A 16,071-nucleotide genomic window follows, 5' to 3' on the forward strand; every position below is an offset into this window, starting at 1 on the left:
ATATCTCTTTTTGACGCAATTCCGGTGCTCCAATCCGAATACAAAAAAACTCCGGGCTTGCGGCCCGGGTTTTTTTTGCGCGGTCAGAGCTTTTCGGGCGTGGACTGGAGGAGCTTCCCGAAACTGCTGTCCACGTTTGGTATCAGTGGCCGCCACCACCGCCGCCGCCGGCCGCGGCCGGCTTGCGGATCAGCATGGTGAACAGCCCGAGCGTCGCAAACAGCACCGTCAGCAGGAAGAACACGTCCATGAAGGACAGCAGCGCGGCCTGCTGCTGCACCATGCCCGACAGCTTGGAGATCGCCGCGCTGGTCGCGTCGAGGCCGGCGGTCTGCTCGAAATTGAGCGTCATGTTTTGCAGCTTCTGCTTCGCGGCGGCACTGCCCCACTGCACGTGCTCGGAGAGCCTTGCGTAGTGGAACGCGTTGCGGTCGATCAGCACGGTGTTGATGACGGCCAGGCCGACGGCGCCGCCAAGGTTGCGGGTGAGGTTGAACAGGCCGGAAGCATTCTTCAACCGGTCTGGCGGCAAGGTGCCGAGTGCCAGGTTGTTGATCGGCACCATGCACAGCATCATCGAACAGCCGCGCAGGATCTGTGGAATGAGCAGCTCATAAAAATCCCAGTCGGCGGTCAGATGCGTCATCCACCAGGTTCCGGTGGCGAAGCCGAAGAAGCCGACCATCATCATCAGGCGCGGGTCCATCTTGCTCGACAGGATGCCCGAGACCGGTGCGGTGAGGAACATCGCCAGGCCACTGACGAACAGCGCCTCGCCGATCATCATCGAATCGTAGCCGCGGATGCGTCCGAGGAACACCGGATAAAGATAGGTCAGGCCATAGAGGCCGATGCCGATGACGAAGGAGAACAGTGAGCCGAAGGCAAAGTTGACGTTGGTGAACGCCTTCAGGTCGACGATCGGCTCCTCGGCGGTGAACACACGCCAGAAGAACAGCACGGCGCCCACGGTCATGACGATGGCGCAGATGAATACGCCCTGGTCCTGCAGCCAGTCGTTGTTCGGGCCTTCCTCGAGCACATACTCCATGCAGCCCAGGAAGGCGGCCATGCCGGCGAGGCCCCACCAGTCGAACTTGCTGAACAGCTTGAGATTGGGCTTGTCGAAGTCGATCAGCGTCCAGGCCGCCGTCGTCACCAGGATGCCGGGCACGACATTGATGAGGAACAGCCAATGCCAGGACATGGCATGGCTGATATAGCCGCCAACGGTCGGGCCGATGGTCGGCGCCAGCGTCGCCACAAGGCCGATCATCGGCGAGACCACGGCGCGGCGCGACGGCGGGAAAATGGTGAAGGCAGCGGCAAAGACGCTCGGGATCATGCCACCGCCGATGAAGCCCTGGACGGCACGGTAGACGATCATCTGGTCGATGTTGGTGGCGGTCGCGGCCAGCGCGCTGGCCGCGGTGAAGCCGGCCGCCGAGATCGTGAACAGCACGCGCGTCGACAGCATCCGGCTGAGGAAACCCGACAGCGGGATCATCACCACCTCGGCGATCAGATAGGCCGTCTGCACCCACGGGATCTCGTCGGAACTGGCGCTCAGGCCAGCCTGAATCTCGGCCAGCGAGGCCGAGACGATCTGGATGTCCAGGATGGCCATGAACATGCCGAACACCATCGCCAGGAAGGCGATGACGCGCCGCGTCGAGATGGTGTCAGGCACGGCCGGCATCGCCGGCGGCGCTCCTGCTGTCAGGGTTGCGGTGGCCATGGCATTGCTCCCCGGCGGCCGCTCAGTTCGAGGCCGTAGGCGCGGTGCGGCTGTCGACGGCGACGACGACACTCAGGCCGGCGCGCAGCCTGCCGCTCTTCAGCACGTCGGCCGGCACATCGATGCGGACCGGGACGCGCTGCACGACCTTGGTGAAATTGCCGGTGGCGTTTTCGGGCGGCAGCAGCGAGAACACCGCACCCGAAGCCGGCGCCAGCGAGGAGACGGTTCCCTCGAAATCCTGGCCGTCGGTCGCATCGACCGAGATCTTGACCTTCTCGCCGGGAACCAGCCGGGCAAGCTGCGTCTCCTTGAAGTTGGCGACGATGTAGAGCTTGTCCATCGGCACGATGACGGCCAGCTTCTGGCCGGGGCTGACGAGATCGCCCTGCTCGACCGAGCGGTTGCCGACGACACCGTCATAAGGCGCCTTGAGCACGGTGAAGGAAAGATCGCGCGCGGCCTTGTCGCGGCTGAGCTGCAAGGAAGCAAGCGTGCTTGCCGATTCGGCGCGCTGCGCCTGCAGCACGCCGATATTGGCCTGTGCCGCCGCGATCTGCGCGTCGGCGCCGACAAGAGCGGCGTTGGCCTGCTGGACCGCCGTCTGGGCATCGTCCAGCTGTGCCTGCGTGCCGACATGCGTCTTGAGCAGTTGCGAGGCGCGTACCTCTACCTTCGCCGCATTGTCGGCGGCGGCCTGGTCAGCGACCTTCTGTGCCTGCGCCTGCTGCAGCGAGGCGCGCGCCGCTTCGGTCTGGGCGTCGATACGGTCGAGCGTCTTGCTCAAGGTGGCGATCTGCGCCTCGGCCTGGGCAACGGCTATCTTGTAGTCGCCGTCATCGACGACGAGCAGCGGGTCGCCAGCCTTGACCGACTGGTTCTCGCTCACCTTGACCTGATCGACATAGCCGGAAATCTTGGGCGAGATGAACGCCATGTCGGCCTGGACATAGGCGTCGTCCGTCGAGATCATGAAGCGACCCGTGGTCCAGTAGTTGTAACCGTACCAGGAGGCCGCGCTCAACAAGGCAACGCCGATGATCGGCAGCAGAAACGAACGCACCGAACGCTTCTTCTTGGCTGGTGCCTCCACCGGCGCGCTGATGGCGGGCTGGAAAGGCACTTCGGGTGCTTCCGTCGCCGGAGCGACCTTGGCATTGGGGAAAGGACGGACTTCGGCGGTGGCTGGCGCGTTCGAGGACATGACATCTCTCTAAAATAAGGCTATGATACTGAACCGTTCGGTTCGATCCGGCCGTTGACATAGCGCGGAAACAGGACCATATCAAGTGCAATCGAACCGATTGGTTCGAATTATTTTCGAGGTGTGACTTTCATGGTTGAGACCCAGCCTAACGTCGAAACCGACCCGTGCGGCGACCTGCTGGACCATGTGCGCCGTGGCCGCCCGGCGGCAGGCCAGGACCCGGTCAAGCGCAGCCAGATCATCGAGGGCGCCCGTCGTGTGTTCATCGACAAGGGTTTTGAGGCTGCGTCGATGAACGACATCACGCGCGAGGCCAGCGTCTCCAAAGGCACCATCTATGTCTACTTCGCCAACAAGGAAGAGCTGTTCGAAGCGCTGATCGAGGAAGAGCGCGGCACGATCTTCAAGAACATGTATGACGTGCTTGATAACGCCGACGACCTGCGCGAGACGCTGGTGAAGTTCGGCAAGGTGCTTGCCCTCAAGATCACGTCGGCCAAGGTCATCCAGGCGCAGCGCACGGTGATCGGCGCATCCGACCGGATACCCGAGCTTGGCGCGCGTTTTTACGAGCGCGGACCCAAACGCGGCCATGACAAGGTCGCGGCCTTTCTCGATGCCGCCATCGAGCGCGGCCTGCTGCGGATCGACGATGTCGATCTTGCCGCCTACCAGTTCACCGAACTGTGCCTGGCCGGTCTATTCCGCCAGTGCATCTTCGCCTACCGCACCAAAGCCCCGGGCCAGGATGAGATCGACCACATCGTCAGGTCCGGCGTCGGGATGTTCCTGAAGACCTACGGCACGGAAAACCTCGCCGCGGAAGAAAGCCACCAGACGATTGCAATCGAGGCCAGACCCTAGCCACCATTCGCGGCCAACACGATCGCAGCCTGCAACTCGTCGAGGCCCTCGGCCTTTTCCGACGACGTCGCCAGGACGAACGGAAACGCCGCCGGCCGCTTCTTGATCTTTGCCAGCGTCTCCTCGATCAGCCGCGGCACGCCGGCAGCCTTGATCTTGTCGGTCTTGGTCAGCACGATCTGGTAGGACACCGCCGCCTTGTCGAGCAGCGACAGAACTTCGTCGTCCTTGGCCTTGATGCCGTGGCGGGCGTCGATCAGCACATAGACCCGCTTCAGCGTGACGCGGCCCTTGAGATAGTCGAAGACCAGCTTGGTCCACTCGTCGACCTTCTCCTTCGGCGCGGTGGCGTAGCCGTAGCCCGGCATGTCGACCAGCGCCAAGGGCGGCAGGTCGGCGCCCTCGCCGGAAAATCCATCCGGCACGAAATAGTTGAGCTCCTGCGTGCGCCCCGGCGTGTTGGAGGTGCGCGCCAGCCCCTTCTGGTTGACCAGCGCGTTGATCAGCGACGACTTGCCGACATTCGACCGGCCGGCAAAGGCGATTTCCGGCGGCCCTTCCGGCGGCAGGAACTTCATCGCCGGCACGCCGCGGATGAAGATCCACCCGCGTGTAAACAGTTCGGTGCCGATGACGGTGTTGTTCAGAGCGTTCAAGCTGCTGCCTCCAGAAGAGAAATATCGGCACCCCGGATAGCATCGAGGTTGCGGCTGATCTTGTCCACCGGCCAGTCCCACCACGCCACCGCCAGCAGCCGCCTGATCGTCCGGTCGTCGAAACGCGTCTTCACCAATTTGGCCGGGTTGCCGGCGACAATCGCATAGGGCGGCACGTCATGCGTCACCACCGATTTCGCGGCAATGATGGCGCCATGGCCGATCGTCACGCCGGGCAGGATCACCGCCTCCATGCCGATCCAGACATCGTTGCCGAGTACGGTGTCGCCGCGCACTTCCTTCGACCATGTCGCCGGGGTCAAAACCCTTTTCCCAGCCATGGCCGAAAATATTGAACGGATAGGTGGAAAAGCCTGACATGGCGTGATTGGCGCGTTCATGATGAAGCGCGCGCCCTCGGCGATGGCGCAGAACCTGCCGATGATGAGCTTGTCGCCAATGAACGGATAATGATGCAGCACGCATTTCTCGGCGAATTTGTCCGGCCCGTCCGGATCGTCGTAATAGGTGTAGTCGCCGATCTCGATGTTCGGCGCGCTCACCAATCCCTTGAGGAAGCCGACGCGGGTGTGCATCGGGATCGGGTGCTTGATGTCGGGGTTGGGTCCGTCCATGTCGATGTCCGTCGGATGATTGGCCACCAGGCAACAGGCGAAGTTCGCATGCGCCGGTTCAAAATAGCGTGATCCGCCCTATAGCACCAATCGGCTGAGGAGCGAGTCTTGCGTGGTGGCGTTGCTCATTTGTTGCCGCGGCAGATCACGATCGGATCGGACAGCGCACTGTCGAAACCGCTGCCCTGGTAGACGGTGACGTTCGAAGCTCCGGGCGGCAACATGAAGGTGCCTTCGACGATTTTCTGATCGCCGGCTGACGTGTGCAGAGCCCAGCTAAACGTGCAAAACTGAGGCGGCGCCTGGGGTTCGACGTGGCTGCAGTTCAATTGCGCCCCACCCAGCATGGCGGCGCCGCCGCAGCTTACCGCCTCCCTTGCGAGTGCAATGCCGGGCCATCCCAAGAGAGCCGCCACGGTCGCGATCTTGAGCCAATTCATCATCAAATCCTCGTCCGGCAACGGTCTGTTGCTCGACCCTTCTGGGGCGCCGCAAGCGCGTGCGACATTTTTTCCGGACTTAGTGCGTCTTGTGCGCCGCGTCCAGCAGGATTATGTGCATGATGATAATAAGCATGCTCACTAAAAGTCGCGTTCAGAAAACCAGCCCCTCCCATGCCATCGTCACCCAACATCAGCTTCGTGCTGCACGATGTCGCGCGTCTGCTTCGAAAGCGGTTCGAGCAGCGGTCGCGGGCGTCGCGGCTGACCCGCGCCCAGTGGCAGGTGCTGGCCTATCTGTCCCGGCATGAAGGCATCCACCAGAACAAACTGGCCGACCTGATCGAGATCATGCCGATCACGCTCGCCCGGCTGCTCGACAAGATGGAGGCGCGCGGCTTCATCGAACGCCGGCCCAATCCGGCCGATCGCCGGGCGTGGCTGCTTTACCTGACGCCGCAAGCCCATCCGCTGCTCGAAATCGTGCGCAGCAACGGCCAGAAGACGCGCGACGAGGCCTTCGTCGGTCTTTCGGCGGATGCCCAGCTGCATCTGCTGCAGACCTTATGCCTGATCAAATCCAATCTGCTCGAGGCTTGCGCCCAGCCAGCCGTCGACCGGGAGAACGACCATGACTGAATCGACCTCACCCAAAAAGCCCGGCAAGGACGAACCATCGGATCGCAAGAGCGACCAGATCATCCGGCTGGATAGCGAACGCGAGCAGAGGCGTGCCAGCGCAGTCATCGCCGATGGCGAGCTGGAAACGCCGGTTGCGCTGGAGCCGGTGGCACTTGAAGCCCCCTCCAAAGAGCCGCAGCCGCAAGCCATGGTGGCGGTTGCGCCTGCGGCGCCGGTCAAGCCCAGGCGCAGCCTGACACGGCCGATCCTTTTCGCCCTGCTTCCCGTAGCGCTGGCTGTCGGCGGCTATTACTACGTTGTCGGCGGCCAGGTCATGACATCGGACAATGCCTACATCCAGGCGCAGTCGCTCGGCGTCTCCACCGACGTCTCCGGCACCGTCTCCGAGATCGACGTGCACGAGAACGAGGCGGTGAAGAAGGGCGACGTGCTTTTCCGCCTGAGGCCGGCCTCCTTCGAAACCGCTCTTTCCGCGGCCCAGGCCCAGCTGGGAACGGTGCGCAACCAGGTGCTGACCTTGCAGGCAAGTTACCAGCAGTCGCTGGCGCAGATCGAGCAGGCGCAGGCCGACATTCCCTATTATGAGGCCGCTTTCAAGCGTCAGCAGGATCTTCTCAAGACGTCTACCTCTTCGCAGGCCACTTTCGACAGCGCCCAGCACGATCTCGATGCCGCCCGCCAGAAAGTGTCCGTCGCCAAGGCGCAGGCACAGGCGATGCTTGCCCAGCTGGGTGGAGACGCCAGCCAGCCGGTCGAGAAGAACCCCTTCTACCTGCAGGCCCAGTCGGCGGTGGACGACGCCCAGCGCAACCTCGGCGATGCGATCGTCAAGGCGCCGTTCGACGGCATCGTCACCAATGTGGACGCGCTCCAGGTCGGCAAGTACCTGCCGGCGTCGCAACCGGCGTTCAGCCTGGTTTCGGCGACGGACCTGTGGATCGCGGCGGAGCCGAAGGAAACCGAACTGACCTATGTGCGGCCGGGGCAGACGGCGACGATCAGCGTCGACAGCTATCCGGGCAGTGTCTGGCACGGCATGGTCGCGTCCATCAGCCCCGCCTCGTCGTCGAGCTTCTCGCTGCTTCCGGCGCAGAACACCACCGGCAACTGGGTCAAGGTCGTGCAGCGCATCCCGATGCGCGTGACGATTGACGATCTTCAGGGCAAACCGCCGCTGCGCGGCGGGATGAGCGCCGTCGTCGGCATCGATACCGGCCATGCGCGCGGCCTGCCGGACTTCGTCACGGATCTCATCAACCGGTTCGATCAGAAGTCATGACCAGCGCGTCCGCGACAGGGGGCACATCGGTGGTCGCCAATCGCGGCGCCATCACCGCCTGCGTGATCCTGGCCGTAATCATGCAGGCGCTGGACACGACCATCGCCAATGTGGCGCTTCCCTACATCCAGGGCAGCGTTTCGGCGAGCGCCGACCAGATCAACTGGGTGCTGACGTCCTACATCGTCGCCGCGGCCGTCATGACGCCGCCTTCGGGCTACCTTGCCAATCGCTTCGGCCGCAAGCGCATCCTGCTGACCTCGATCACCGGCTTCGTCGTCGCATCGGTGCTTTGCGGCTTCGCGCAGTCGCTGCCGCAGATCGTCGGCTTCCGCCTGCTGCAGGGCCTGTTCGGCGCCGCCCTGGTGCCGTTGTCGCAGAGCATCCTGCTCGACATCTACAGCGTTGAAGAGCGCGGCTCGGCCATGGCGCTGTTCGGCGTTTCGGTGATGGTCGGGCCGGTGCTCGGGCCGGTCATCGGCGGCTGGCTGACCGAAAATGTCAGCTGGCGCTGGGTGTTCTACATCAACGTGCCGATCGGCGCCCTGGCCTTCGCGGGCGTGTCGATGTTCGTCCTGGAAACCAAGACCGACCTCAAGGCAAGGCTGGACTGGCTGGGCTTCGGCATGCTCAGCCTCACCATCGCTTCGCTGCAGATGTTTCTCGATCGCGGCGAGCAGCTCAACTGGTTCTCGTCATCCGAGATCATCGTCGAGGCGCTGATCTGCGCGTCGGCCTTCTACATCTTCCTCGTCCACACCTTCACCGCCCGCAACTCGTTCGTGAACCCACGGCTCTTCCTCGACCGGAATTTCGCCGTCGGCATGGTATTCATCTTCATCGTCGGCATCACCTATCTCGCCTCGCTGGCCTTGATGACGCCCTACCTGCAGACACTGATGGGTTATCCGGTGGTGACCGCCGGCATCGTCATGGGACCGCGCGGCCTCGGCACCATGGCGTGCATGTTCCTGGTCGGCAGGCTGGTCGGCAAGGTGGATACACGCTGGCTGCTCCTGACCGGCCTGCTGATCACCGCCTGGGCGATGTACGACATGACCGGCTGGACGCCTGATGTCTCGCAATGGACGATCATCAGCACCGGCTTCATCCAGGGTGCGGGGCTCGGCTTCCTGTTCGTTCCGCTGACCACCATCACCTTTGCCACGCTGGCGCCGGAGCGGCGCGCGGAAGGCACCGGACTGTACAATCTGTCGCGAAACATCGGCTCCAGTGTCGGCATATCGGTGGTCACCGCGCTTTTGACCCAGAATGTCCAGGTCAACCACGCCAACATCGCCACCTATGTGACGCCCTACAACCAGGCGTTCAGCAACCCGGCGATCTTCCAGGCGATGAACCCTTACAGCGCCGCCGGCCGTGCCGCGCTCGACGGCGTGGTAACGCTGCAGGCGACGATCATCAGCTACATGAACGACTTCAAGCTGATGATGATCCTTTCGCTTGCCGCCGTTCCGCTGGTTCTTTTGCTGCGCAAGCCGGCGACGCCGGCCAAGGTCGACCACAGCGCCGTCGTGGAGTGACGACGCGAGGGGCTACCCTTTGGATATGCCGATGCAAAAAGAAACCGGGGCCCTGTGGGGGACTACAGGACCCCGGCCGATGCCGAGACGGCTTCCCAAGAAACATGGCACCTCGTCATGAGGTGGGGACGGCAGGCCCGAGAAAGCCCAACGGACCTGCCTTGATCCCCTGCGCCGGAAGCCGTTACTTCGGCAGCAGCACCTTGTTGACGACATGGATGACGCCGTTCGACTGGTTGACGTCGGCGATCGTCACCTTGGCCTCACCGCCGGACTCATCCATGATGTAGAGCTTGCCCTTCTTGACCTCGGCGGTCAGCGTATCGCCGGAGACTGTCTTCATCTCATACTTGCCGCCCATTGCCTTGGCCTTGGCCATCATGTCCTTGCCGGAGATCTTGCCGGCCACGACATGCGCGGTCAGCACCCTGGTGAGCTGGTCCTTGTTCTCGGGCTTGAGCAGCGTGTCGACGGTGCCTTTGGGCAGCGCGGCAAACGCTTCGTTGGTCGGCGCAAAGACGGTGAACGGCCCGGCGCCCTGCAGCGTGTCGACCAGGCCGGCCGCCTTGACGGCGGCGACCAGCGTCGTGTGGTCCTTCGAGTTCACGGCGTTCTCGACGATGGTCTTGGTGGTGTACATCGGCGCGCCACCAACATTGGGGTTCTTGGCATAGGCTGGAGCGACGATCGTCGCACCGGCGACGAGTGCGGAAAGGGCAAAGGTCCTGAATGACGGCAAGCGCATGTGGTCTTCCTCCGGGTGAGGGCTGATCGGGATTGATAGCCTTTGGAAATGCACACGCAGTCACGCCCCGCGACCGCTTTCAGTTTCGCCGATCACGGGAACGTGACCCGACCTGTGGCCAATAAAAAAGCCCCGGACCAGCCGGGGCTTTTGATGGAAGGAGACGCCTGCTATTCCGCCGGCGACGGTTTCTTTCGAAACAGTGCCACGAGATTGTCCCACAGTTCGATCTTGGCGCCCTGGCGCTTCATGATCACGCCCTGCTGCAGGATCGACAGCGTGTTGTTCCAGGCCCAGTAGATGACGAGACCGGCCGGGAAACCGGCCATCATGAAGGTGAAGATGACCGGCATCCAGGTGAAGATCGCGGCTTGCGTCGGGTCCGGCGGCGTCGGGTTCATGCGCATCTGCAGGAACATGGTGACGCCCATGATCAGCGGCCAGACGCCGATCATCAGCATGTGCGGCAAAGTGACCGGCACGAGGCCGAACAGATTGAAGATCGATGTCGGATCGGGTGCCGCCAGATCCTGGATCCAGCCGAAGAACGGCGCGTGGCGCATCTCGATGGTGATGTAGAGCACCTTGTAGAGCGAGAAGAAGACCGGGATCTGCAGCGCCACCGGCCAGCAGCCGGCCAGCGGGTTGATCTTCTCGGTCTTGTACAGCTCCATCATCGCCTGCTGCTGCTTCATCTTGTCGTCCGCGTATTTCTCGCGGATCTCGAGCATCTTGGGCTGTACCTTCTTCATGTTCGCCATCGACGCGTAGGACTTGTTGGCGAGCGGGAAGAAGATGGCCTTGACGATGACGGTGGTGGCGAGGATCGCCAGGCCGAAATTGCCGAAGAATTTGTAGAGCGTGTCGATCAGCCAGAACATCGGCTTGGTGATGAAATAGAAATACCCCCAGTCGATCACCAAATTGAACTGGCGAATGTGACGGTCGGTCTCATAGGCGTTGATCTTGGCGACTTCCTTGGCGCCGGCGAAGATCTCTGTCTCGACTGTCGCGGACTGGCCGGCATCGACATTGATTGCATCGGTGAGGAAGTCGGACTGGTAGCGGTGACGACCATCGTCGAAAAAGGCATAGCGCGGCTGGAACGGTTGCTTCTCGGTCGGCACCAGCGTGACGGCCCAGTATTTGTCGGTGATGCCGAGCCAGCCATCGGTCGACTTGCCCGGAGTGACCTGCTTTTCGGATTCGATCTTGGCGTATTTGTATTCGGCCAAGCCCTCGGTGCCGGTAACGCCGATCAAACCTTCATGCAGCACGTAGGTACTGGCGACGGCCGGCTTGTCATAGCGCGTGACGCGGCCATAGTTGAACAGCGAAACGGCGCTGCTGCCGGAATTCTGCACCGTGTCCGAAACCGTGAACATATAGTCGTTATCGACGGAGAACGTGCGCTTGAAGGTCAGGCCCTTGTCATTGGTGTAGGTGAGCGTGACCGGCGTCGACGGGCTCAGCGTCGGATTGCCGTCCACACTCCACACCGTGTCCGAATCCGGCACCGCACCGGTCTTGTCGTTACCGACGAAACCGATCTCGGCAAAATATCCCGTCGCCAGCGTTTGCGGGTTGAGCAGCTCGATCTCGGGTGAATTCTTGTCGACGGTTTCGGTGTAATGCTTGAGCTTGAGGTCGTCGAGCCGCGCGCCGGTCAGGTTGATCGAGCCCTCGAGGCTCGGCGTATCGATCTTGACGCGCTTGCTTGCCGCCAGCGCCTGGTTGCGGTCGACCGCCGCAATCGCGTTGCCGCCGGGTGCGTTCGGAATGGCGCCAGGTGCGGCGGGCGTTGCGGTACCGGCGCCAGGATTGGCGGCGTCGGCGGCCTTCTTCTGCTCTTCGACGCGCTGCTGTTCGATGCGGGCCGCCTCGCGCTGCTGCTCGCTGCGCGGCAAGACATAAAAATACTGCCATACCGCCAGGATCAGCACCGACAGCGCGATGGTGATGAAGAAGTTCCGGTTGTTTTCCATCGAAAGCCCTTGGCCTATCGTGTTCCGCGCAATCGGCGGGAGAGTTCGGCCTTCAACTGGCCGAACGGAATGGTCAGCACGTCTTCGCGCCCGACGATGACATAGTCATTGCCAGGCGCCATGTCACTTGCCGCATGCGTACGGACCGCTTCTCGCAGCCGTCGCCGGACGCGATTGCGGACAACCGCATTGCCGACCTTCTTGGTGACGGTATAGCCGACGCGCGGCGACAGGCCGTCGCCGCGGTCGAGAACTTCAACGAGAAAAAGCCGCCCGCGTCGCTTTTCACCACGACGGACGGCCAGGAATTCGGCGCGCTTCAGAAGCCGCTTGGGATTTGGTCCCATTGGCTTGCCGGATGCGGGCAACGATCTCGTCTTCCGTTCAGGCGCTGAGCCGCTTGCGACCGCGGTTGCGGCGAGCTGCGACGACGCCGCGACCACCCTTGGTGGCCATGCGGGCACGAAAGCCGTGCCGACGTTTGCGGACGAGTTTAGACGGTTGGTAGGTACGCTTCATTTGTTTTAATACCGCGGGGTGCGGCCCTTCTTGATTCTGTCACTGTGTAACAGGAGCTTTGCCGGGCCGGTTTTGGCGCGATCGAAACCGCGCCGGGACGAATGGCCCGAGCGTGAGCGGGCTTATAGAAAGAAGGGTTTTGGAAGTCAATCCGGAGTCGCCAGGCCGAAGCCGGTCGTCGTCCAGGCCGGTTTTTGTTTCCGGCCAAGGATGAAATTGGTAAAAAAGCCGTAATCGCCTAATCTGCGTTGATCAAGTGATCGTGAAGACATAGCCGCATGAGCGAAACCATACAGGCGGAGGAACGGATCGACACGGCGGCGCCAACCGCTGGGCGCACCGTGCCGCTGTCGCGCGGCCTGTCGACCAAGCTGCTGCTGCTCACCATCGTTTTCGTGCTACTGGCCGAAGTGCTGATCTTCCTGCCGTGGATCGCCAGCTACCGGCTGAACTGGCTGAAGGAGCGGTTGAGCACGGCTGCGGCGGTGTCGATCGTGCTGGTGCAAGGTGAATCCACCTCGCTGTCGCGTGCGGCCCAGAACGACGTGCTGATGGCGATCGGCGCCAAGGCGATCGCGGTGCGCGACGGCGGCGTGTCGCGGCTGCTGGTGGTGGCCGAGATGCCGCCGCAGGTCGACGAACACATCGATATCGCCTCGATCGGCATGATCAAGGGCATGACCGGCGCGCTCGACACGCTGTTTTTCGGCGGCCACAGGATGCTGCGCGTCTTCGGCCCGGTCGGCGACAGCGACAAGGAGTTCGAGCTGATCATGCCGGACAACAGTCTGCGCAACGCCATGCTGCGATATTCGCGCAACGTCGCCTTCGTCTCGCTGCTGATCTCGCTGTTCACCGCAATGCTAGTCTATGCCGCGATCGACCTGATCATGATCGGGCCGATCCGGACGATGACGCGCTCGATGCTGTCCTTCTCCGAAGCGCCCGACGACCCCGGACGCATCATCCATCCCGCCGCCCGCGCCGACGAGATCGGCGTCGCCGAGCGCGAACTGTCGCAGATGCAGGAGCGGCTGCAAAAGATGCTCTCCGAGCAGAAGCACCTTGCCGACCTCGGCCTGGCCGTGTCGAAGATCAACCATGACATGCGCAACATCCTGGCCTCGGCGCAGCTGATGTCGGACCGCCTGCGCCAGGTCAAGGACCCGACCGTGCAGGCCTTCGCGCCGAAACTGCTGCGCGCGCTCGACCGCGCCGTCTCCTACTCCGAAGGCGTGCTTCACTACGGCCGCACCCAGGAGCCGCCGCCTTCGCGCCGCAGGCTCAGGCTGCGCCAGCTGGTCGAGGACGTGCACGGCCTGCTCGACATCGAGCAGGGCATCGAGTTCGTCAATGCGATCGAGCCGGCCTTCGAGGTGGATGCCGATTCCGAACAGTTGTTCCGCGTGCTCACCAATCTGTGCCGCAATTCCGTGCAGGCCATGGCCGCAGACAATGAAAGCGCGCTGGTCCGACGCCTGGCGGTGTCGGCCGTGCGCCTGGGCAGCGTCAGCCGCATCGTCGTCACCGACACCGGCCCCGGATTACCACCCAAGGCACGGGAAAACCTGTTCGCGGCCTTTCGCGGCTCGGCCCGCAGCGGCGGCACCGGCCTTGGCCTGGCGATCGCGCACGAACTGATCCGGGCGCATGGCGGCACGGTGGAGTTGGTCGAAAGCATTGGCGGGCGCACCACATTCGCGGTCACCATCCCCGACCAGCCGGTCCGGCTCGACCAGGCCCGCAACGGCCTGCGCCGCCCGGCGTGATTGTTCGGGCGCTGTTTCGCCCGATGCTCTTCCCCTGCAGGCCCGGTGCCTATTTCCTCTGGGTCGGCGCTATTCCCTCCAGGAATCGCTTTTTAGCTCGGCTTCGGGCCCTTTTTAACATGGCGGAATCCTGACCGCCGTCGCCGGATGACATACTTGCGACAAAACTTTTGCCGGATCGGCTTGCTTTTCGGAAATTCAGTCGCTAGGGAACACGTCTCGTCGCGGCCGGTCGTTCACGATCGGCTAGCGGGGCCATGGAAAGCATGGCCTGTTGCGCGCCCGTAGCTCAGCTGGATAGAGCACCAGACTACGAATCTGGGGGTCAGGAGTTCGAATCTCTTCGGGCGCGCCATTCAATCCTTTGAAAACGCTGGGAAAATCGCGCCTCCCTGGGCCGGGCCCGGAAGGCGTTCATCGCAATTTTCCGTCCAGACCAAGTGCAGACCAAGTTTGTCTGATTTTCCTCGCCTTTTTCGCCCCCGCTAAAGCGGATGCTAAAAACACCGCCTAAGCCGCACGTTAAGGAGTCGGAAACCGAATCGACTCAGAAAAGAAACCGGGCGGCAATCCCGCGAAGAACAACCGCCCGGAAGCTCAGTAGCTAGGCTACCTTACTTTTTGATCGTTTCGACTACGTGAGTGCCGGGTTTGCTTTTCGCGGTTTTCACCGTGGTAAAGCGACCCGACTTCGCGCTGCGACCGATCTTGCGTGTGCCTTTGCTGGCCATCTGACACCACCTCCTTTCCGGGCTGTAGCCCTGCCTATAGCCGAGGCCCGTTGGGATGCGAATCAGATCACGCACGCGAAGAATAGCGCCTTAAAGCGATCTTTGCTTGCGCCTAGCAAGTAAGCGGCGTGCCTTCTGTCTGGGCGTTATCGGTTTCACCAATCCGCCGATTTCCGGCATTCCCGCCATTCTAAAGATCGCTCTTCGGGGTGGGTCGGTCCCGCGTCCCGGCTGGTCGCCGTCGCATACTGACGCTCCTACGGCACACCTGTTAACCGAGCTCGCGACCGCGAATTGGCCTCCACCTGCCATCCGGCTCCTGTTCCCGTTCAGGACGTCTGGCAGACTCCGCTTTATGCGCTGCTCTCTTGTTTGGGCGGGCATGGGACATCTTGACGATGCCGAGATCCCGAGCGACGATTTCATAACGCGTTACGAAATACGAAGGGCGGACAGATCAACGCAGAAATTCGTTACGCGTTACGAATAAGCGAGGGGCCGATGACGATGGCGTCGAAACCAGGAAAGCGGGGGCGCAAGCCAAAGGACGGCGCAGCGGCCATGTCGAACGCCGAGCGGCAGCGCCGTTACCGGGAGCGTGTCCGGCAGGGCGTCCAGCGCGGCGCCGGCGAGGCAGACACGGAGGCGTTGCGAAGGACGCAGGAGCAGATCGCTGCAAAGGCAGTGGACACGCTGGACCCGATCCACGGCTATGTCTTGGATGCTCGCTACGCCGCCACCGATGCCCTCATGTGGATGACCGGTCTGCGAGATGCCATTCTCGCCGGCCAGGACCATGTGCGCGGCCTCTCCCGTCAGGTCGCAAGGCGGGTCTTGGGGGTCGAGCAGATCTTAAGGAAGCTTGAGGCTGCTCTTGAAGAACAGGGGGCGGCGGTGCCCGCGCCGCCCTCATCAGTGGACCTGGAGACCTTGCAGGCCATCCTTGCGCACAGCCGGGAGCGGCTTGGTGTTGCGAACATGCAGGTTGAGTGGCTTCACGAGGGGATCACGCCGGACACGCCCGGTGAGATCACCGGCCCCGCGTGGCAGCTACGCTTCTCCATAGGGGACTGGAAGCAGACTGTCGATTTCGTGGGCGCTGTGCTGGATGGGAAGGGTGCGGAGGTGCCGGGCCACTGGACGCGTCAGGGCAAACCTGCCGCGAAGCGAAGGCGATCCGGGCGTTGACACCCTGATTCCCCGTGGCCCAGTACCCACGGCTACCCCGTCGAGGGTACTAAGTGGCCTTGCAGACACGACAGATTTTTGCCTGAGGACTCGAATTGGCGGGAATCCATCGTTTTACATCTGGCCATC

At 62.6% G+C, this 16,071-nt stretch carries 14 protein-coding genes, 1 tRNA gene and 1 pseudogene; 7 read left to right on the forward strand and 9 right to left on the reverse strand.

Annotated elements, in window-relative coordinates; genetic code table 11:
- Window positions 1-142: 142 nt before the first annotated feature.
- Entirely contained in the window at window positions 143-1,699 is a 1,557-nt protein-coding gene (locus CGZ66_RS08745; protein WP_245331081.1) for a DHA2 family efflux MFS transporter permease subunit, read from the reverse strand.
- A gap of 61 nt (window positions 1,700-1,760) precedes the next feature.
- Entirely contained in the window at window positions 1,761-2,942 is a 1,182-nt protein-coding gene (locus CGZ66_RS08750) for an HlyD family secretion protein (protein ID WP_095083506.1), read from the reverse strand.
- Between the two features lie 132 nt (window positions 2,943-3,074).
- Here CGZ66_RS08750 and CGZ66_RS08755 point away from each other — a divergent pair, with 132 nt between their 5' ends.
- A complete protein-coding gene (locus CGZ66_RS08755; RefSeq protein ID WP_095083508.1) occupies window positions 3,075-3,809 on the forward strand; it encodes a TetR/AcrR family transcriptional regulator in 735 nt (244 codons plus the stop codon).
- Here CGZ66_RS08755 and yihA read toward each other — a convergent pair.
- The 3 genes and pseudogenes from yihA to CGZ66_RS08770 form a co-directional block, all read right to left on the reverse strand.
- Window positions 3,806-4,465 (reverse strand): ribosome biogenesis GTP-binding protein YihA/YsxC, encoded by a 660-nt coding sequence (gene yihA, locus CGZ66_RS08760; protein WP_095083510.1) that lies wholly within the window; start codon window positions 4,463-4,465, stop codon window positions 3,806-3,808. The genes CGZ66_RS08755 and yihA overlap by 4 nt on opposite strands.
- Window positions 4,462-5,100: pseudogene (locus tag CGZ66_RS08765) on the reverse strand (CatB-related O-acetyltransferase). Before CGZ66_RS08765 ends, yihA begins: the two are co-directional and overlap by 4 nt.
- A gap of 125 nt (window positions 5,101-5,225) precedes the next feature.
- Complete coding sequence (locus tag CGZ66_RS08770; protein ID WP_245331044.1) at window positions 5,226-5,561, reverse strand: hypothetical protein; 336 nt, start codon at window positions 5,559-5,561, stop codon at window positions 5,226-5,228.
- A gap of 153 nt (window positions 5,562-5,714) precedes the next feature.
- On the opposite strand from CGZ66_RS08770, the gene CGZ66_RS08775 reads away from it, so the two are divergent.
- From CGZ66_RS08775 to CGZ66_RS08785, 3 genes are read left to right on the forward strand one after another with little or no spacing between them, the layout of a single operon-like run.
- Entirely contained in the window at window positions 5,715-6,179 is a 465-nt protein-coding gene (locus CGZ66_RS08775) for a MarR family winged helix-turn-helix transcriptional regulator (RefSeq protein ID WP_095083512.1), read from the forward strand.
- Complete coding sequence (locus CGZ66_RS08780) at window positions 6,172-7,461, forward strand: HlyD family secretion protein (RefSeq protein WP_095083514.1); 1,290 nt, start codon at window positions 6,172-6,174, stop codon at window positions 7,459-7,461. Before CGZ66_RS08775 ends, CGZ66_RS08780 begins: the two co-directional genes overlap by 8 nt.
- Window positions 7,458-9,005 carry a DHA2 family efflux MFS transporter permease subunit gene (locus tag CGZ66_RS08785; protein ID WP_095083516.1) on the forward strand — a complete coding sequence of 516 codons (1,548 nt, stop codon included), beginning with the start codon at window positions 7,458-7,460 and terminating at the stop codon, window positions 9,003-9,005. The genes CGZ66_RS08780 and CGZ66_RS08785 overlap by 4 nt, the downstream gene beginning before the upstream one ends.
- Before the next feature lie 184 nt (window positions 9,006-9,189).
- Here the strand turns inward: CGZ66_RS08785 and CGZ66_RS08790 are convergent, their stop codons facing one another.
- The 4 genes from CGZ66_RS08790 to rpmH form a co-directional block, all read right to left on the reverse strand.
- The gene (locus CGZ66_RS08790; RefSeq protein WP_095083520.1) at window positions 9,190-9,750 is read right to left on the reverse strand and encodes a fasciclin domain-containing protein; all 561 of its coding nucleotides are present in this window, start codon (window positions 9,748-9,750) and stop codon (window positions 9,190-9,192) included.
- Window positions 9,751-9,920: 170 nt separating this feature from the next.
- Window positions 9,921-11,735 carry a membrane protein insertase YidC gene (yidC, locus tag CGZ66_RS08795; RefSeq protein WP_095083524.1) on the reverse strand — a complete coding sequence of 605 codons (1,815 nt, stop codon included), beginning with the start codon at window positions 11,733-11,735 and terminating at the stop codon, window positions 9,921-9,923.
- 14 nt (window positions 11,736-11,749) lie between these two features.
- On the reverse strand, window positions 11,750-12,103 hold the full coding sequence (rnpA, locus tag CGZ66_RS08800; RefSeq protein WP_095083528.1) for a ribonuclease P protein component: 354 nt from the start codon (window positions 12,101-12,103) through the stop codon (window positions 11,750-11,752).
- A gap of 16 nt (window positions 12,104-12,119) precedes the next feature.
- Window positions 12,120-12,254, reverse strand: a complete 135-nt coding sequence (gene rpmH / locus CGZ66_RS08805; protein WP_008833937.1) for a 50S ribosomal protein L34 — start codon at window positions 12,252-12,254, stop codon at window positions 12,120-12,122.
- Window positions 12,255-12,532: 278 nt separating this feature from the next.
- Between rpmH and CGZ66_RS08815 the strand changes: the two genes are divergently transcribed.
- The 3 genes from CGZ66_RS08815 (at window position 12,533) to CGZ66_RS08825 (ending at window position 15,942) form a co-directional block, all read left to right on the forward strand.
- The gene (locus CGZ66_RS08815) at window positions 12,533-14,023 is read left to right on the forward strand and encodes a sensor histidine kinase (RefSeq protein ID WP_095083532.1); all 1,491 of its coding nucleotides are present in this window, start codon (window positions 12,533-12,535) and stop codon (window positions 14,021-14,023) included.
- A gap of 278 nt (window positions 14,024-14,301) precedes the next feature.
- Window positions 14,302-14,378: transfer RNA gene (locus CGZ66_RS08820), tRNA-Arg, on the forward strand.
- Window positions 14,379-15,255: 877 nt separating this feature from the next.
- On the forward strand, window positions 15,256-15,942 hold the full coding sequence (locus CGZ66_RS08825; protein ID WP_095083534.1) for a hypothetical protein: 687 nt from the start codon (window positions 15,256-15,258) through the stop codon (window positions 15,940-15,942).
- The last annotated feature ends 129 nt before the right edge of the window (window positions 15,943-16,071 follow it).

The organism is Mesorhizobium sophorae, assembly GCF_002270415.1.
Lineage (GTDB): Bacteria > Pseudomonadota > Alphaproteobacteria > Rhizobiales > Rhizobiaceae > Mesorhizobium > Mesorhizobium sophorae.